This is a genomic window from Planomonospora corallina (assembly GCF_042650625.1).
GTDB classification, from domain to species: domain Bacteria; phylum Actinomycetota; class Actinomycetes; order Streptosporangiales; family Streptosporangiaceae; genus Planomonospora_B; species Planomonospora_B corallina.
Genome location: NZ_JBHSBM010000017.1, coordinates 285,412 through 303,338, shown reverse-complemented (window position 1 = coordinate 303,338; position 17,927 = coordinate 285,412). Strand labels below are relative to the sequence as shown.

Annotated in this window: 15 protein-coding genes and 2 tRNA genes; 8 read left to right on the top strand and 9 right to left on the bottom strand. The window is 71.4% G+C overall.

Annotated elements, in window-relative coordinates:
- Together ACFOWE_RS14545 and ACFOWE_RS14540 are read left to right on the top strand one after the other, a co-directional pair.
- The gene (locus ACFOWE_RS14545) at positions 1-1,671 is read left to right on the top strand and encodes an McrB family protein (protein ID WP_377287869.1); all 1,671 of its coding nucleotides are present in this window, start codon (positions 1-3) and stop codon (positions 1,669-1,671) included.
- Complete coding sequence (locus ACFOWE_RS14540; protein ID WP_377287867.1) at positions 1,671-2,963, top strand: McrC family protein; 1,293 nt, start codon at positions 1,671-1,673, stop codon at positions 2,961-2,963. Before ACFOWE_RS14545 ends, ACFOWE_RS14540 begins: the two co-directional genes overlap by 1 nt.
- 435 nt (positions 2,964-3,398) lie before the next feature.
- Here the strand turns inward: ACFOWE_RS14540 and ACFOWE_RS14535 are convergent, their stop codons facing one another.
- Entirely contained in the window at positions 3,399-4,247 is an 849-nt protein-coding gene (locus ACFOWE_RS14535; protein ID WP_377287865.1) for a replication-relaxation family protein, read from the bottom strand.
- 1,016 nt (positions 4,248-5,263) lie between these two features.
- On the opposite strand from ACFOWE_RS14535, the gene ACFOWE_RS14530 reads away from it, so the two are divergent.
- Complete coding sequence (locus ACFOWE_RS14530) at positions 5,264-5,521, top strand: DNA-binding protein (protein ID WP_377287863.1); 258 nt, start codon at positions 5,264-5,266, stop codon at positions 5,519-5,521.
- Positions 5,518-6,966: a tyrosine-type recombinase/integrase gene (locus ACFOWE_RS14525; RefSeq protein ID WP_377287862.1), complete on the top strand. Its 1,449-nt coding sequence runs from the start codon at positions 5,518-5,520 to the stop codon at positions 6,964-6,966. Before ACFOWE_RS14530 ends, ACFOWE_RS14525 begins: the two co-directional genes overlap by 4 nt.
- Positions 6,967-7,088: 122 nt before the next feature.
- On the opposite strand, the gene ACFOWE_RS14520 is transcribed toward ACFOWE_RS14525, so the two are convergent.
- A tRNA-Ile gene (locus ACFOWE_RS14520) sits at positions 7,089-7,162 on the bottom strand.
- A gap of 149 nt (positions 7,163-7,311) precedes the next feature.
- On the opposite strand from ACFOWE_RS14520, the gene galK reads away from it, so the two are divergent.
- Positions 7,312-8,433, top strand: a complete 1,122-nt coding sequence (gene galK, locus ACFOWE_RS14515; RefSeq protein WP_377287860.1) for a galactokinase — start codon at positions 7,312-7,314, stop codon at positions 8,431-8,433.
- A 273-nt stretch (positions 8,434-8,706) separates the two neighbouring features.
- Positions 8,707-9,207 carry a DUF402 domain-containing protein gene (locus ACFOWE_RS14510; protein WP_377287858.1) on the top strand — a complete coding sequence of 167 codons (501 nt, stop codon included), beginning with the start codon at positions 8,707-8,709 and terminating at the stop codon, positions 9,205-9,207.
- 21 nt (positions 9,208-9,228) lie between these two features.
- On the opposite strand, the gene ACFOWE_RS14505 is transcribed toward ACFOWE_RS14510, so the two are convergent.
- The gene (locus ACFOWE_RS14505; RefSeq protein WP_377287856.1) at positions 9,229-9,429 is read right to left on the bottom strand and encodes a hypothetical protein; all 201 of its coding nucleotides are present in this window, start codon (positions 9,427-9,429) and stop codon (positions 9,229-9,231) included.
- 190 nt (positions 9,430-9,619) lie between these two features.
- Here ACFOWE_RS14505 and ACFOWE_RS14500 point away from each other — a divergent pair, with 190 nt between their 5' ends.
- On the top strand, positions 9,620-11,569 hold the full coding sequence (locus tag ACFOWE_RS14500; RefSeq protein ID WP_377287854.1) for an ABC transporter ATP-binding protein: 1,950 nt from the start codon (positions 9,620-9,622) through the stop codon (positions 11,567-11,569).
- Positions 11,570-11,639: 70 nt separating this feature from the next.
- Here the strand turns inward: ACFOWE_RS14500 and ACFOWE_RS14495 are convergent, their stop codons facing one another.
- From ACFOWE_RS14495 to ACFOWE_RS14485, 3 genes are all read right to left on the bottom strand, one after another.
- Entirely contained in the window at positions 11,640-12,413 is a 774-nt protein-coding gene (locus tag ACFOWE_RS14495) for an enoyl-CoA hydratase-related protein (protein WP_377287852.1), read from the bottom strand.
- 93 nt (positions 12,414-12,506) lie between these two features.
- Entirely contained in the window at positions 12,507-13,658 is a 1,152-nt protein-coding gene (locus ACFOWE_RS14490; protein WP_377287850.1) for a nitric oxide synthase oxygenase, read from the bottom strand.
- A 351-nt stretch (positions 13,659-14,009) separates the two neighbouring features.
- Positions 14,010-14,085: transfer RNA gene (locus ACFOWE_RS14485), tRNA-Asn, on the bottom strand.
- Positions 14,086-14,210: 125 nt separating this feature from the next.
- Between ACFOWE_RS14485 and ACFOWE_RS14480 the strand changes: the two genes are divergently transcribed.
- Positions 14,211-14,588, top strand: coding sequence for a YtxH domain-containing protein (locus ACFOWE_RS14480; protein WP_377287848.1), 378 nt, complete (start codon positions 14,211-14,213; stop codon positions 14,586-14,588).
- 169 nt (positions 14,589-14,757) lie between these two features.
- Here ACFOWE_RS14480 and ACFOWE_RS14475 read toward each other — a convergent pair whose 3' ends face one another.
- From ACFOWE_RS14475 to efeB, 3 genes are read right to left on the bottom strand one after another with little or no spacing between them, the layout of a single operon-like run.
- Positions 14,758-15,219, bottom strand: coding sequence for a hypothetical protein (locus tag ACFOWE_RS14475; RefSeq protein WP_377287846.1), 462 nt, complete (start codon positions 15,217-15,219; stop codon positions 14,758-14,760).
- Between the two features lie 9 nt (positions 15,220-15,228).
- On the bottom strand, positions 15,229-16,581 hold the full coding sequence (locus ACFOWE_RS14470) for an MGH1-like glycoside hydrolase domain-containing protein (protein ID WP_377287844.1): 1,353 nt from the start codon (positions 16,579-16,581) through the stop codon (positions 15,229-15,231).
- A gap of 24 nt (positions 16,582-16,605) precedes the next feature.
- Positions 16,606-17,802, bottom strand: coding sequence for an iron uptake transporter deferrochelatase/peroxidase subunit (efeB, locus tag ACFOWE_RS14465; protein WP_377287842.1), 1,197 nt, complete (start codon positions 17,800-17,802; stop codon positions 16,606-16,608).
- Between the last annotated feature and the right edge of the window lie 125 nt (positions 17,803-17,927).

Here is a 17,927-nt window from a genome sequence, read left to right as displayed (position 1 = left end):
ATGCTGCCGATCTACGGCCGGGAGCACGTCCGCCACTTCGTCTCGCTGCTGTCGGGCGAGGACGCCTCGAAGCTGGAACCGTTCGAGGCCCATGCACGGCTGAAACAGCTGGTCGACCAGATCGACCACTTCCGCGGATGGCACGGCAGAGAGATCGCGAGCTTCCTGTACTGGTGGAGCGATCCCAGGCAGAGCGCGGCCGTAGTCAAAATCGCACCCGGGTCGGATGCGCAGTACTGGCAGGAGTGCCTGGAGGGCGGATACATCTGCGTCGGCTGGGACGACGTCGGAGACCTCACCGCCTACCCAGCGGAAGACGACTTCCTCGAAGCGTTCCGAGCGGCTTACAGCAAGGAGTACAAGGACAATCAATCCAAGATCACAACGAAGGCTCGGGAACTGTGGCGGTTGACCCAGCTCCAGCCCGGTGATCTGATCGTCGCCAACAAGGGCACCCGGCAGGTTCTCGCCGTCGGACACGTCACCGAAACCGGCTACACCTGGCGCGAGGATCGCCCCGAGTTCCGGCACACGGTGGCCGTGGACTGGGACACCTCCTATGCCCAGACGCTTCCAGAGCCGGAGAAACGCTGGGGTGTCGTCACCGTGGCCGGCGTGCCGACCCGCCTCTGGAAGATCATTCAAGCGGGAACCGGTACTTGGAAGGAACCAGCCCCCGGACGAGGAAACGGCCCGGTGGTGCCGCAAGCGGATCCGCAGCTCTCCAAACTCGCCACAGCGCTTACCCGCAAGGGGCAACTCGTGCTGTTCGGCCCGCCGGGCACCGGCAAGACGTACACCTCCCTGCGTTTCGCCGCCTGGTGGCTCTCGGAGAAGCTCGGACTGGAGTCCGACGCCGATCCCGACGGCGGTTCCGTCCACCGGTTGGTGGCCGAGTTGGCCCGGCGCGACGGGCGACCGGCAGGCCACCTCACCCAGGTGACCTTCCACCCGGCGTACGGCTACGAGGATTTCATCGAGGGCTTCCGTCCAGTCGAAGGCCAGGGCTCGGGCCTGTACCTGTCCCTCGTGGACGGTGTCTTCAAACGCATCTGCCGGGCCGCAGAGAAAGATCCTGACCATCCGTATCTGCTGCTCATCGATGAGATCAACCGCGGTGACATACCGAAGATCTTCGGCGAGCTGATCACTCTCCTGGAGAAGGACAAACGCGGCCTCAGTGTGGTCCTCCCGCAGAGCGGCGAGGACTTCAGCGTCCCGCCGAACGTCTACCTGCTCGGCACGATGAACACCGCGGACCGCAGCATCCGGCTGCTGGACTCCGCGCTGCGCAGGCGGTTCGCCTTCGAGGAGCTGCTTCCGGACGCCGCCCTGCTCCAGGGCTCGTTCGTGGGCAAGATCGACCTCGGTGACCTGCTCGACGAGCTCAACCGCCGTGTGCTCAAGGAACTGGGCCGTGAGCGTCAGATCGGCCACTCGTTCTTTCTCCTCGACGGGAAACCCGTACAGGACGAGGCCACTCTCGCCGCCGTGATCCACAACGAGGTGCTGCCCCTGCTGCAGGAGTACGCCTACGACGACTACTCCATGCTCGTCCGGTTCCTCGGACCTGAGGTCGTCGACGACGTCGAGCACCGCATCAACGACATCGACGACGAGAAACTCATCGACGCGCTCTACACCGAGCTCCTGGCGAACGCGGGCGGCTGATGAGAACCGAGGTCGTGGACGAGTACCAGAAGGTCGTCATCAGCGGTCTGACGCCGAGTCCTGCCGACCGGGCGGCGGCCGACTCCGATGATCTCGGAGGCCGGCTGAGACTGCGCTGGCTGGCGGACGGGAAGCTGGAAGTGGAGGCGACTTCCCACGTAGGAGTCGTCTCCCTCGACTGCGTCACGATCCATGTCCGTCCCAAGCTGGTCGGCCGTGAGCTGGCCGTGCTGAAGATGCTCGACTACGCGAGCGGTCTGCCTGCGCTCCGGCAGGTGGACCGCCTGCGTGACCTTCCGGACAGCGGGCACGACCTGCGGGATCTGATCTGCCTGCTGCTGACGCTCGAATGCGAGGCGCTGGTACGGCATGGGCTGCGGCGCGACTACGTCCGGCGGCAGGAGACACTGCCCGCGATGCGCGGCCGGCTGCTCGCCGATCGACAGGTACTGCGCCGGTTCGGCCGGTTGGACGCGCTGGAGTGCCGCTTCGATGAGTTCGACGGCGACATCCTCGACAACCGAGTATGCGCGGCCGCTCTCCACGTGGCCGCCCGTACCGCTCGGGACAGGACCGTACGCACCCGGGCTCGCCACGTGGCGAGCGACTTCTCCGAGGTCTGCGCCGCGGAAGGCCTCGACGCGCGCCAGGCCGCGCAGTATCTGGTCTACCACCGTCACAACGAGCACTACCGCCGGGCGCATCGGTGGGCACTGCTCCTGCTGCAGGCACCCGGCTTCTCCGGCCTCTTCTCCACTGCCGGGCCGTCATCCCGCACCTTCCTGCTGGACATGAACAGCTTGTTCGAGGCCTTCGCCACGCAGCTGCTCCGCGAGGCCACGCACCGCACCGGCATCGCTGTGCACGCGCAGGAGAGCCTGTCGCGCAGCATCAGCCGTCCCGACGGCCGTCACTACACCTCGATCGCTCCGGACATCCAACTCGTTCTGGGGCGCGGCCCGAGTGCCTGGCGGCGCCCGGTCGACGTCAAGTACAAGCTCTACAGCGATCGGACGGTCGCGTCCGCCGACCTCTACCAGAGCTTCGTCTACGGCCAGGCGGTGAGCAGGGAGAAGACCCCCATCGCGTACATCCTTTTCGCCGCCGACCGGGACATCGATCCGGACCACATCGTCCTGCGCCGCCTCGACGGCGCTCCGATCGCAAGGCTCACCAGTGTCGGAGTGAACGTGCCCCGCATCCTGGAGACTCTCGGCACACCGCACCTCCCGCCCCTGCTCGACAGGCTTCTCGGTGACCTGGGCGGCCGTACACAGCCTGACGGCCGATGAAGGGGATCGTCACGCCCGGCCGACGGGCTTGCAAGGCAATAGAGAGTCGATTCATGATCCTGACCGCCGCAGCTCCGGGTGGCCAGCGGAAGGCCGATCGCCACGGAGGGTCCGTCAAGAGGACTGCCATACGACACACGGGACGGCTTCACCGCGACGCCGCCTGGGCAGAGCGACGCGGCTACGGCCCGATCTGCCGATGCCTCCGTCCGTCATGTGGTCCGCGATGCGCTTCGTGAGGTTGCTTTGACCACCTCTCCCCGCGCGGGATATTCCCGCTGGTCATTCCCCTTCTGTCCGATGCGGTGATGGAGCCGACTCGCCCATAGGGCGCCCCGCGGCATATGGGCGTGCCGTACGGGGCCGAGCCGTGTCACCGATCGTCGTTCCGTGTTCGGGCTCCATCGGGCGTATGGCCGGCCTGATCTGGTCTGGTCATAGCGGAAGATCGGCCAGCTCGGCCAGCCGCCGTCGTGGTCCCTGCGATCCGCAGGCTAGCCAGACGCGCCCGGCGGGACCGTCGCCGATGAGGGTGTGGACGGCCGTGGCGACCGGCACCTCTGGGACTCCGATGAGCTCGCGGAGGTTGGCCTCGCGCCGGACGCTCGGCAGCCAGAGCAGGACGGGCGTGGTGATGCCGGTGGCCTCGGCCAGGTCGGCGTAGTCGTTGAGCTTCCGGGCGACCTTGGCCAGCGGCTCGCTGCCGGTGTCGTGTTCGAGGAAGAAGTCGACCTGGTCACCGTTCTCGATCCAGCGGCCGTAGGCGTCCGGGCGGGCCAGGTCGCCCCAGAGGGCGGCGCAGCGGCGCTCACTCCACCACTCGGCGACCCGCGTCGTCCCTTCGCTCCGCCGGGCGTGCCGGTGCAGGCCGGCGAAGAAGTCGTTCACGCCGATCAGGTGGCCGAGGCGGGAGGAGAGGCAGACGCTCATCGCGGCGTCCCGACGGTAGCCGAGCCGGGTGACGCCGATCCCCCGCTGAGCGGCCAGGACGGCGGCTCCGGCGGGGCCGAGGACCCAGTGACAGGGTGAGGAACCGGTCGGAGCCCACGGGCGGAAGCGTTCCAGCGCCGCCAGGCGGTGGAGTACGGCCAGGCGCCGCCGGGCGATCTGCGGCCGGGTGAAGAAGATGTGCTCGATCTGGTGGGTGGTGAGCACGCGGTGCTCGAACACCGTGGCCAGCAGATCGTGGTCGCGTTCGGTGAGCCGGGCCGCGAGTTCGCCCAGGAGGGCCGGGTCGGCGCGCGGGCCGGTCGGCTGGCGGAGGCTGCGCGGGTTTCTCGCCATGCTCTGCGTTCCCTTCGGTAGTGCGGATCTGCGGACGGTTCCGTGATCGGAAAACCAGGTGGGCGCGCCGATGAAGGACCCGCGCCGGTGGCCGGTAGCGCAGCGGGCCGCTGACAGCCGACGTCGGCCCCGTTGCCGGGGAGGCCGGGCAAATGGCGGAGGTCGCGTGGTCCGCCCGTCAGCGGGCCGACAGGGCGTGCACCGGCCCGGTCACGGCCGCCGCCCCGAGATCCGGTGGAGCGACCGATGCCGACACGGCTCTGACGACGGCCAGGCAGGCAGGCAGAAACAGGTCGTGAGCTCCTCCCGGAGACGGCAGGGAACGGGCGGGTTGTCAGGGCGGCGCGGACTCGGAGGCCTCGGGAGCCGTCGGGCTCTCCTCCTTCGTGTGAGACTGCGGACTGGCCGGGTGGGGACCGGTGCCGAGTGGCTCCCACGGCTCCGAGTCGTCCGCGCTCCCCTGTCACCTGGAAAAAGACTGTGGATCCGGGCCGCGTTCAGACGTCGATCTTGAAGATTTGACCGGAAGATTGTCGGTCCGAAGAGCGGCGATCACCCGCTCGCCACTCCCCGGGTGCCGTGTCCCGGCCGTGTACGGAAAGTGTCCGAGAACGCCGTCACCTGCGTCTATGCGGTCCCGCAGTCTCGCACCGGAGCACCCCGGCCGCGCTGATCCGCATTCCCCGCCGTTGCCGATGTCCCATCAGGCACCGTCCTCCAGGTATTTCTCCGGTGGGGACCAGGGCTCGGGGTTCGGGCCACATCGGCATGACGACATCGCAGCATCCGGAGCACGACGCCGGAGCCGCTCTCCGGCACCACACGCGGCACCGCACCGCCGCTACCAGGCGAGACGAGAACCTTGACGACCCCGTCCGAGCCAGGGGTGCATCCGTCCGGCACCGGACGGATGACCGGCCGGAACCGCTCCGGTTCCGCACCCCGGCCGCCGTCCGGAGCCTGGCCAACAGGCGAGGGTCGGACGGCGGTGTGCCGAGCGCGGCCGGGGACCGGCGATGAACGCGCCCATGTCCCGGGCAGAGCTGCTGGCGCTGCCTCCGGTGATCGACGTCGTGACGGCGGGCAGGGCACTCGGCTTCGGCCGTACCAAGTCCTACGAGCTGGCCCGCACGGGCGAGTTCCCCTGCCGGGTGATCCGCGCGGGCCGGTCCTATCTGGTCCCGACCGCGGTCCTGCTCGCGGTGCTCGGTCTGGAGCCGCACCGTCCGCGCCTCGCCGACGTCTCCGACGACTCACGAGGTGCACATCGGTGAAAGGCTCCACCTTCAAGCGTTGCGGCTGCCGCAACCCGGCGACCGGTCGGCAGTACGGCCCCGGCTGCCCCAAGCTACGCAGAAGAGACCACGGGTCCTGGTGGGCCCGCTACGACCTGCCGCGCGGGGCGGACGGCAGGCGCAGGCAGGAGAAGATCGGCCCCTACGCCACCAGGGCCGAGGCGGAGGCGGCGCTGGCCGAGGCCGTCGACGGGGCCAACAAGGGCACCAACCACGGGGTGAACCGGCAGACCTTCGGCGACTACCTCGACCAGTGGATCGCCGGCAAGGCCTGGCTGAGCGAGAACACCCGCACGGGCTACCTGACGCACATCCGGCTCTACTACCGGCCCGGCCTCGGGCACGTCCGCATGTCCGACCTGCGCGACCACCACTTCGAGGAGCTGTACGCGGCCATGCGGCAGATCGGCCGCCTGGCCGACGGGGTGCGGCCGTCGCCGATGCTGCGCCGCCTGCTGGAGGCCCGCACCGAGACGCAGCAGGCCCGGCGGCCGCTGAGCGCCTCGCGGATCAAGCGCATCCACGCCACCGCGACCAGTGCGCTGAACAGCGCGGTCCGCCGCAAGCGGATCCCCTTCAACCCGGCCGAGCACATCGAGCTGGTGCCGCCCCGCAGGCGGCGCCCGCTGGTCTGGACGGCCGAGCGGATCGAGCGCTGGCAGCAGACCGGTCGCCGCCCGGCACCGGTCATGGTGTGGACGCCGCAGCAGACGGGCGCGTTCCTGGACTTCGTCGCCGACGACGCCCTGTACGCGCTCTGGCACCTGCTCGCCTACCGTCCGCTGCGGCGCGGCGAGGTCGCCGGGCTGCCCTGGAGCGACGTGGACCTGGCGGCCGGGACGCTCCTGGTCCGGGAGACCAACCCCGGTCACGTCACCGGCGACGAGGACGGCTGGGACGATCCCAAGAGCGACGCGGGCGAGCGCACCGTCACCCTGGACGACCAGACCGTCCAGGTCCTGCGCGCCTGCAAGAAGCGGCAGAGCGAGCTGCGGCTCGCCCTCGGCGACGGCTGGGTGGACTCCGGACGGGTCTTCACCAAGGAGACCGGTGAGCCGCTCAGCCCGGACGGCATCTCCCAGCGCTTCGACCGCTTCCTCACCCGGCACGCCGTCATCCGCCGCAGGCACGCGGAGGACGGCTGGAGCGTCGAGCGGCTCGCCCGCGCGCACGCCGTACCCGAGCGTGCCGTCCTGACGGCCCTCGCGGCTCCGCTGCCGCCGATCCGGCTGCACGACCTGCGGCACGGCGCGGCCTCGCTCATGCTCGCGGCGGGTGTGGACATCAACGTCGTCAAGGAGGAGTGCGGCCACGCCACGGCCGCCTTCACCCGCGACTTCTACCAGCACGTCTTCCCGGAGGTGGCCAAGGCCGCCGCCGAGGCGGTGGCGGCGATCGTGCCCCGGTCCGCGCTCGGGAAATGACCGCCCGGGAAATGATCACCATGGGACCCCGCGGAGCGGCGTGTGCCCACCGTGTGCCCACCAGGCGACAAAACAGACACGTAAACGATCAAGGAGACGGCATCGTCGCAGGTTGTGAGGGGTAGGGCGGGCGGGACTCGAACCCGCGACCCAGGGATTATGAGTCCCCTGCTCTAACCGGCTGAGCTACCGCCCCTCGCGCAAGCCGCACCGACGCATTCAATCAAACCGCCGCCCTGTTCGCACATCCGCTGGGCGAACCGGCTCAAGATGTGACCTTACTCGGCGGAGGGCTCCACAGGACTCGCTAGGGTACGGTGGAGTCGCGTTGAGGAGTGTTGGAAAATGAAGGTTGTTGAGGCTTTTCGCGAGTCGTTCGGCACCGAACCCCACGGGGTCTGGCATGCGCCGGGCCGGGTCAATCTGATCGGGGAGCACACCGACTACAACGACGGGTTCGTGCTGCCGTTCGCCGTGCCGTGGGGGGTCACCGCGGCGGTCTCGCCCCGCACGGACGACCTCGTCCGTCTCCGTTCCCTCCAGGCGGCCGGCCCGGCGGTGACGGTCGAGGCCCTGGAGGAGGCCGAGGGCTGGACCCGGTACGCGGCCGGGGTGGTCTGGGCCCTGAGGGAGGCCGGGCACCCGGTGCGGGGCGCGGACATCGTGCTCGACGGGGACGTGCCGCAGGGCGCGGGACTGTCGTCGAGCGCCGCGCTGGAGGTGGCGGTCGGCCTCGCGCTCGACGAGCTGTACGGCCTGGGCCTGTCCCGGATGGACCTCGCCCGCGTCTGCCAGGGGGCCGAGAACGACTTCGTCGGCATGCCCTGCGGGATCATGGACCAGGCGGCCTCGGCGCTATGCGAGGAGGGCAGGGCCCTCTTCCTGGACTGCCGGACGCTCGGCGCCCGGACCATCCCGTTCGACCTGACCGCGTACGGCCTCCAGCTTCTGATCATCAACACCGGCGTCCACCACGAGCTCGCCGACGGCCAGTACGCCCGGCGCCGGCAGGACTGCGAGAGCGCAGCGGCCCGGCTGGGCGTGGCCGCGCTGCGCGACGTCACCGACCTGGCCGGGGCGCTGGCCCGGCTCTCCGGGGACGAGCGCCGCCGCGTGCAGCACGTGGTGACCGAGAACCACCGGGTGGAGGCGGTCGTCGGACTGCTGCGCGCCGGAGCGGTCCGGGAGGTCGGGGCGCTGCTGAACGCCTCCCACCTGTCGCTGCGCGACCAGTTCGAGGTCTCGTGCCCGGAGCTGGACGTGGCCGTGGAGGCCGCGATCCGGGGCGGGGCCCGAGGGGCGCGGATGACCGGCGGCGGGTTCGGCGGGTCGGCGATCGCGCTGGTCGCCGACGACCGGGTGGAGCCCGTCCGGGACGCGGTGCTCCTGGCCTACGCCGAGCACGGCTGGGCGCCGCCGGAGGTCTACCCCGCGTCCCCCGCCGCCGGGGCCCGTCGCCTGGCCTGAACCCCGCGGGACGGGCCCTCCCACCGGGCGCCCGTCCCCACTTCCGCCGATTCCTCCGCCGGGCGCCCGTGCCGCGCTCGCCGCTCCGGACCCCGGCATGACGCGGTCCGGCGTGACACAGTCCGGCGTGACACAGTCCGGCGTGACACAGTCCGGCGTGACGGGGCCCGGCACCACCTGCCGCACCGGCACCCTCCACCACACCGGGCCCGGCCGTCCACAGGCGCCGGATATCGGCGGGCGCCGGAACAGTTGGTCTTCTACTGTCGGTGCATGTCCTTCGAAACCGTGAACGTCGTCTACCGCAAGTACGACGGCAGTCTGCACTGGCACCACCCCGCCCTGCTCCTGGGGGAGGACGAGCACGGCGTCTGGACCGGCTGCGTCGCGGGCACCCTCGGCCGCAAGGGCTCCGAGCCCCCGATCATCTGGCAGCAGGCCTTCGTGATCCTCTTCCCCCGCGACGGGTGGTGGACGGCCCTGTTCAACGCCGAGCCCGACAAGACCGAGATCTACTGCGACATCACCACCGTGCCCGAGTGGCGTGACGGCGAGGTCACCATGGTCGACCTGGACCTCGACGTGATCCGCAAACGCGACGGCCGGATCTTCCTCGACGACGAGGACGAGTTCGACGAGCACCAGGTCCGTTACGCCTACCCCCCGGACGTCATCGCCAACGCCCGCGTCGCCGCCGACCACCTGATGAAGGCCGTCACCGACTTCACCGCCCCCTTCGCCACCCCGCCCCACTGGCTCTCCCACGTCACCTGACCTTCCGCGCGGCAGGTCACCTCACCTGACCCTCCGCGCGACCGGCCGCGTCGCCCGGTCCGCCGTACGGCAGGCACCGCCCCTGCGGCCGTACGGCGGACCGGCGCACGGCCCCTGCCCCTGCCCCTGCCCCTGCCCCTGCCCCTGCCCCTGCCCCTGCCCCTGCCCCTGCCCCTGCCCCTGCCCCTGCCCCTGCCCCTGCCCCTGCCCCTGCCCGACCATGGGTCCGGAGCCATGACTTGATCTCAACTTTGGTTGAGGTTTTAGGGTCTGCTCATGAATCCAGATGAGCCTGCGGCTTCCGCGGACGTCTCCGCAGAGAGGGGCCGGTCATGAGGGAACACGGCACGATCCCGCGGCCCGGATCCGGTCCCGGGCCCGTCATCCCGGTGACGGAGATCGGCGGTGTGCGATGAGCATGGAGATGACGGCGTGGAACGCCCTGTACCGGACGATGAACGCCCAGGACGAGCGGCGGCCGTTCTCCCGGGCGGCGCTCCGGCGGATCGCGGCCTTCGCCCGGCCGCACCGCCGGCGGCTGGTGTGGTTCGTGGTGCTCAGCCTGGTGACGGCCGTCCTGGCGGTCGCCACCCCGGTGCTGGCCGGCCGTGCCGTCAACGCCATCGTCGCAGGGGCGCCGCTGGAGATCGTCGTCCGCCTGTCCGCGCTCATCGCCGTCATCGCGCTGGTGGAGGCCGGGCTCGGGCTGATGGCGCGGTGGCTGTCGGCCTCCATCGGCGAGGGGCTGATCCTCGACCTGCGCACCGCCGTCTTCGACCACGTGCAGCGCATGCCGATCGCCTTCTTCACCCGGACCCGGACCGGTGCGCTGGTCAGCCGCTTGAACAACGACGTCATCGGCGCGCAGCGGGCGTTCACCGACGTCCTGTCCAACGTGGTCGGCAACCTGGCGATGCTCGTCCTCACGCTCGCCGTGATGGTGGAGATCTCCTGGCAGATCACCCTGCTCGCGCTGGTGCTGCTGCCGGTGTTCGTGCTGCCCGCCCGGCGGATGGGCGCCCGGCTGGCACGGCTCCGCCGTGAGGCCGCCGACCACAACGCGGCCATGGGCACCCAGATGACGGAGCGCTTCTCCGCCCCGGGCGCGATGCTCGTGAAGCTCTTCGGACGCCCGGCGCGGGAGTCGGCGGAGTTCGCGGCGCGGGCCCGGCGGGTGCGTGACATCGGGGTGCGCACCGCGATGGTGCAGTCGGCGTTCGTCACCGCGCTGACGCTGGTCTCCGCGCTGGCCCTGGCGGTCGTCTACGGGCTCGGCGGCTTCTACGCGCTGCGGGGGACGCTGGACCCGGGGGCCGTCGTCGCGCTCGCACTGCTGCTCACCCGCCTCTACGCGCCGCTGACCTCCCTGGCCGGCGCGCGGGTGGAGGTGATGAGCGCCCTGGTGAGCTTCGAGCGGGTCTTCGAGGTGCTGGACCTGAAGCCCATGATCGCAGATCGGCCCGGCGCCCGGCGGGTTCCGGACGGGCCGGTCTCGGTGGAGTTCGACGGGGTGCGCTTCGGCTACCCGTCGGCGGAGAAGGTCTCGCTCGCCTCGCTGGAAGAGGTCGCGGCCCTGGACGCGCGCGGCGGCGCCGAGGTGCTGCACGACGTCTCCTTCCGGGTCGGGCCCGGGCGGATGGTGGCCCTGGTGGGCTCGTCCGGGGCGGGCAAGTCGACGATCGCGCAGCTGCTGCCGCGGCTCTACGACGTCGACGCCGGCGCCGTACGGCTGGCGGGCGTGGACGTGCGGGACCTGTCGGCGGAGTCGATCCGCGAGACGGTCGGGATGGTGACGCAGGACGGGCACCTGTTCCACGAGTCGATCCGCGCCAACCTGCTGCTGGCCCGGCCCGAGGCGGCGGACGAGGAGCTCTGGGAGGCGCTGCGCCGCGCCCGGCTCGATGGCCTGGTCGCCGCGCTGCCCGACGGCCTGGACACCGTGGTCGGCGAGCGCGGCTACCGGCTCTCCGGCGGGGAGCGGCAGCGGCTGACGATCGCCCGGCTGCTGCTGGCCCGGCCCCAGGTGGTGATCCTGGACGAGGCCACCGCCCACCTGGACTCCACTTCGGAGGCGGCGGTGCAGGAGGCGCTGGGCGAGGCGCTCGCCGGCCGGACCGCCGTGGTGATCGCGCACCGGCTCTCCACCGTGCGGGCCGCCGACCTGATCCTGGTGGTCGAGGACGGGCGGATCGTGGAGCGGGGCGCGCACGCCGAGCTGCTGGCCGCCGGCGGCCGTTACGCGGAGCTGTACCGGACCCAGTTCGACCGGCCGGAGCAGCCCTCCGAGCCCTCCGAGCCCTCCGAGTCCTCCGAGTCCTCCGAATCCTCCGAGCCCTCCGCCCTGGAACCGGCCTCCCGCTGAGCCCGGGCAGGGACCGCCATCGCCTCCGGAGGACGGGGCCGGGATCCCCCGCCCTCCGGAGGAGAGGACGTCAAAGGGGCGGGAAGCTCGGAGGGCGGCGCTCCAGGAAGCTGGCGACGCCCTCGGCGAAGTCCGGCCGGCCGAAGGACTCGGCCATCAGGCGGGTGGCCGCCGACTCCGCCGCCTGGAGCGTGGTGGTCCAGTCGCCCCAGACCTGGCGCTTCATCACCGCCATGGAGGCCGGAGAGCTGTGCACGGCCAGCTCGCGGGCGTAGGCCAGGGTCTCCTCCATCAGGCTCTCCCCGGGCACCGAGCGGGCCGCCAGGCCCAGCGCGTACGCCTCCTGCCCGGTGAAGGTCCGGCCGGACAGCAGCAGGTCCATGGCCCTGGCCTGGCCGATCAGCCGGGGCAGGACCCAGGAGACGCCGTACTCGGCGATCAGCCCGCGACGGGCGAAGGCGGTGGTCCACTTGGCCTCCGCGGCGGTGAACACCAGGTCGCAGACCAGGGCGTGGACCATGCCGAGCCCGGCGCAGGCCCCGTTGACGGCGGCGATGACCGGCTTGCCGAGGGTGGTGGGGAAGGTGGTGGGGCGCGGGTCCGGCTCACCGGCGTAGGAGCCGTCCTGGAGCGCGCCGAGCGTCTTGAAGTCCGCCCCGGCGCAGAACCCCTTCCCCGCCCCGGTCACGACGACCACCCGGACGTCGGGGTCCTTCTCCGCCTCGGCCAGCAGGTCGAAGTAGCGCCGCCCCATCTCGTCGGTCCAGGCGTTGAGCCTGTCCGGCCGGTTGAGGGTCAGCGTCAGCACACCCCGGTCGAGCGAGGACAGCACCGGATCCGGCATCTCCACCCCTTCCTCCAAGCTACAGAATAACGTTCTACACCTTTTCCCCCTCCGGCGAAAGCGTCCGCTTACCCGGTCCGGACGCCCCGGTGCTCACCAGCCGCGCCGCGCGGCGCGGCCCAGTCCCAGCTCCAGCGAGTCGGGATGCTGGACGAAGGCCGGTGAGAGCCGCGCCTCGTCGTAGTAGCGGTGGAAGACCGGGGTGGCCGAGCCCGAGATCGGCGGAACGATCCAGCTCCAGTCCGCGGGGCAGATCCGGCCCGCCCGTTCCTCCCGCTCCAGGTGGATCAGGAAGCGCCGCGACTCGGTGTGGTGATCGGTCATGGTCACCCCCGCCCGCTCGAAGGAGTGCAGGACCGCGACGTTCAGCTCCACCAGGGCGTGGTCGCGCCAGAGCGAGCGGTCGTTGCCCACCTCCAGGCCCATCCGCCGGGCCACCGCCGGCATCAGGTCGTAGCGGTCCTCGTCCGCCAGGTTGCGCGCGCCGATCTCGGTGCCCATGTACCACCCGTTGAACGGCGCCGCCCGGTAGCAGACCCCGCCGATCTCCAGGCACATGTTCGAGATCGCCGGTACGGCGTGCCAGCGCAGCCCGAACTCCTCGAACCAGGGGTAGACCGGATGGGAGATCGGCACCTCCAGCACCGCGTCACCGGGGACGTCGGCCAGCAGCGGCGGTCCCGAACCGGCCGAGACCGCCAGGGGGAGCACGTCGAACGGCGTGCCCGGCCCGCCCGGCCAGCCGAGTTTGCGGAGCATCGTGGTGAACCCCGCGTACCGGGGGTCGCCGACGACCGAGCCGTCGTCCATCTCGTATCCGGCGTACCGGATCAGCTGCTCGTTCCAGATCCTCGGTCCCGGCGCTCCCGGCCGGTCGGGGGCGAACACCGTGATGGTGGGGCGGATCCGGCCGCCGGGCGCCGCGTCCCTCAGGTGCTCCACGCACTCGGCCGCCACCTGACCGGGATCGTTCACGTGCCTGCGGTCGCGCACGCGCAGCGACCGCCAGTAGAGCCGCCCGATGCACCTGCCGCTGTTGCGCCAGGCCACCCTCGCCCCGAAGGCCAGCTCCGCGGGCGTGTGCGTGTAGGTCCCCCTCCTGCCGATCTCCGCCCGCACCTCGCGCAGGCGCGGCTCCACCGGTCCCTCCGCGGGGTTCTCCGCGTGGAACAGCCTCAGATACTCCTCCGCCGCCGCCATCACGTCGCCGTACGGCGCCACGACCGGCGCCGCCGGCTCCGGCACCGGCTCCGGCGTCTGCTCGTGGGGACCGCGGGCACCGTGAACCGGATCCGGCGCACGCCGCCGGGACCTCCGCCAGGTCAGCACTGAACCAACCACCCATGCACAACTCACGGGCACGGCGGCCGTTCCGGGCGGCCCGGTGCCCTGCGCGCAGTGGCCCTTCCCCACTGCGGTCACTGTGGTCCGCGGCAGTCGCGCTCCCCGCGTCGCGTCCGCGTCCTGAGGCGCGGGACGCGCACTGCGACGCAGGGTGCAGCGCTCATCATTTTCTGTGATTCACCAGCATTTGTCCGCCGAACGGGGCAGGAACGTCAGAAGGCCCCGGGAGCTGGGCTCCCGGGGCCTTCTGGGTGGCTCCCGCGATAGGACTCGAACCTATAACCTGCCGGTTAACAGCCGGCTGCTCTGCCGATTGAGCTACACGGGATCGTGCTTCGCGCCCGTGACCGGGGGTTTTCCCCCCGCTCCCTGCGGCGCATGAATAGATTAGCGCACTCCCGGAGTGCGTGTCGCATCGACGGCTTCGGGTAGGTCGGAGAGGAATCGCGATCCGTGGGTAGGGTCCGGCTGAGCACGCCTGTGGAGGTGGAGATGTACCGGATGATGTTCTGCGCGGGCCTGGCGGTGGGCTACGTCCTCGGCAGCCGCGCCGGCAGGGAGCGCTACGAGCAGATCAGGAGGATGGCCCAGCGGGTGACCGACAACCCCTCCGTGCAGGAGGCGGCCGGCCTGGTCGGCGCGCAGGTCACCAAGGTGAAGAGCATGGCCAAGGAGCAGGTGGCCAACCGCCTGCCCCACCGGGGCGAGGAGCACGACGGGAGCGGGACCGGCTGGCCCGAGGAGGAGGCGCGGACCGTCTCCTCTCCAGCGACGACCGCGACGACCACGACGGCCGCGACGTCCTCGACCTCGCCGACCTCGCCGTACTGAGGCAGGACCGCGCCGGGCGGAGGACGCCGGGTCGACCGGGGGCGCTGAGCCGACCGGATCGACCGGGCGTCGGGCCGGCCCGCCGCGGCCCGGGCACGGCCGCCGCCGGACGGGATATCCGTCCGGCGGCGGTCGTGCGTCCGGGTCCCGTCCGGGACCAGGAGCGGGTTCAGACTCCGAAACTCCGGCGGGCCCCCTCCAGCGCCTGCTCGGCCAAGGCCCGCAGCCCGGGGTCGTTCCCGTCGAGCCCCTCGTCGAAGCCGAGGCTCCAGACCGTCTCGCCGTCCTCCCCGCGCCGGGCGACCAGCCGCACTCCCCCGCGCGCGTCCAGCGGCACGTACTGGCTGACCAGGATCGAGGAGACCACCCGTTCCCGCACCGCCTCCGGGATCCGCCCCGGATCCGGCAGCGGCACCCGGTGCTCCCGCCCGCCCGTGGTGACGACCGTCAGCCCGTCCTCGTCCCACACGCCCCGGTCGACCTGGCACCACGGCAACCGCAGCCGCCCGAGATAGAGCGCCCGGTCCGTGACGGTCACGTAGCCGTCGGCCCCGGGGGCATAGGTCAGGACCCTGTCGGGGGGGACGACGGCGGCGCGGATCTCGGCCGGCACGCGGTTGAAGAGCCTCATGCCTCCACGCTATCCGCGCGCGGAACGATGTCCGCGCGGGGAACACGGCCCCGTCCCGGGGGCCTCACCTCTCCCCATGCCGTCCGCCAGCAGATCGAGGGTGAGCGCGGCCGACCAGGAGAAGTCCCTGCCGCCCCTGCCGCTGCCGTCGAAGGGGTCGAAGCACTCGCGGAAGCCCGACTGCCGGACCATCCGGAGCGTCGCCGCGGTCAGCTGCCTGGCCAGCTCCACCCGGCCGTGCAGTATCGCCGCCTGCCGCAGCAGCCAGTTGGCGTTCACCCACGACGGTCCCCGCCAGTAGCGGGAGCGGTCGAACTGGGGCGCCCGGATCTCGCAGCTCGGCACCGGGTAGCCGGCCGCCCCCATGAACCGCGCCGACTCCAGCACGCCCACCAGCTCCGCCACCCGGTCCCCCGGCAGCCGGGGGTCGAGCATCGGCCCGAAACAGCCGACCGTGCAGACGGGGATCAGCCGTCCGCTCCGCAGATCGCGGGCGTGGAACACGCCGCCGGTCCAGAGCCGCTCCAGCAGCCCCGCGCGGATCCGCTCCGCGGCCTCCAGGTGCGGCCCCGGATCGGCCCCCGCCACCGGTGCCAGCTCGGCGAGCGCCTCGCAGGAGGCCAGCCAGATCCCGTTGAACATCGGCTCCTCGACCGCGAAGGGGTGCTCCTGCCGCAGGTACGACCCGTCGTAACCGGAGTCGCGGTAGCGCAGGGCCAGCCAGACGTAGCGGTCCTGGTGGCTGTCGGGATGCCGGTCGGGCAGCTCTTCACGGCGGGCGTACCGGATCCCGGGCAGCGCCTCCAGCGGGTCGTCCCACACCGGGCTGTCGTCCATCCCCGACTCCCAGGGATGGACGATCGCCGCCAGCCCTCCTCCGCCCAGGTCGCGGGTGGTGGCCAGGTACTCGTGCTGGGCCACCAGCATCGGGTAGAGCCGCCGAACCAGCGCGGCGGCCTCGTCCCGGTCCGTCGCGTGCCGCCACACCTGCCAGACGGCCAGGGCGTGCATCGGCGGCTGGGTCAGTCCTGAGGTCGCCACCCTCCGCGGGGAGGCCGGATGCTCCGCCGACCGCCAGACGGACGGGCCGGGGAAGTAGACCTCGGCATGGATCGGATGGAAGACGATGTGCGGCACCATGCCGGTGCTCCACTGCCCGGCCAGCAGGCTGAGCAGTTCCCCGCCCGCCCTCCGGCCGTCCCGCCGGGCCAGCCCGAGCGCGACGAAGGTGGAGTCCCAGCTCCACTGGTGGGGGTAGAGCCCGGGCGCGGGCACGGTGGCCGGCCCCATGCGGTTCGCGTTGAGAACCGACCACGCCTCGCGCTCGAGTGCGGCATCGTCTATCGCCGCCCGCGCTTCCATCCGTCCAGTCTGCGCCTGTATCGCCTACGAGAACAGGGCCTCACCCCAGAACGATCCCTGCCGGACGCCTCCGGGGCACGCCCACACCCCCGAGCCGACGTGCTGGATGTACCGGTTGAGCGCGTCACCGGCCGACAGCTGCCGCTGGAGCGGGATGAACCCCGTCTCCGGGTCGCGCTGGTAGGCGATGAAGAACAGGCCCGTGTCCTGCCGTCCCCGGCTGTCGGTGCCGTCGCTGTAGGAGTAGCCGCGGCGCATGATCCTGCGCCCGTCGTTGGAGTCGGGGTGGGCCAGCCGGACGTGGGAGCGGGGCGGGAGGTTGTGGATCCGCACCGGGTCGAACTCGTGGCTGCCGCCGTAGGGGGCTCCGCTGCGCTTGTGGCGGCCGATGGTGTCCTCCTGGTGCCTCAGGGAGGTCCGGTCCCACAGCTCGAGGTGCATCCGGATCCGCCGGGTGACCATGTAGGACCCGCCGTACATCCACTCAGGGCCCTCGTCGCCCACCCAGACGTGCCTGTTCAGCTTGCTCTCGTCGTAGATGGCGATGTTGTTGGTGCCGTCCTTGAAGCCCATCTGGTTGCGCGGGGTCTTCTCGTGCGGCGAGCTCGTGGCGGCCCTGGCGAAGCCCATCTGCGACCAGCGGATGCGCGCCGTCCCGGTGGCCATCCTCGTCAGGTTCCGTACGGCGTGCACCGCCACCTGGGGGTCGTCCGCGCACGCCTGCACGCAGATGTCGCCGCCGCTGCGGGCCGGGTCCAGCCGGTCCCCCGGGAAGGGCGGCAGCTCCTTCATCGGCGCGGGCAGGTTCAGCCTGGTGAAGAAGGAGGGACCGAAACCGATCGTCAGGGTGAGCCGCGAGGCCGCCAGGTCCAGTGTCTCGCCGCTGTCGTCCGGCGGGACCGTCGCTCCGCCCGTGGCGCCCCTGCCGACCTCCTGCCCCGTGGTCATCCGTACGGCCGCCGCCGTCCAGAGCTTCAGCAGCTTCGTCACCTCCGCCGCCGAGGTCGTGGAGAGGTCGAAGGCCGCGAACTGCAGCCGTTCCTGGACGGGGGTGGCGATCCCCGCCTGATGAGGACCGTGGAAGGGGATCAACTCATCTGATGCGGCTGCCGCGGCAGGCTCCGGCGGCACGAACCGCACCAGCCCGGCACCGGTCGCGGCGCCGGCGCCCACCGCCAGTCCCGCACCGGTCAGAAGCCTGCGACGGCTGAGGTCGGTCATATGATCCTCCACTTCCTCTCGCACCACGAGAAGATCGGCTGCTCTGGATGGGAGATCAGCTTCCTGCACGCGGCGGCGGAGCGGTCAGAGGCTCGGCGGGCGCGTTAACCGCGTCGGCGGGTTCC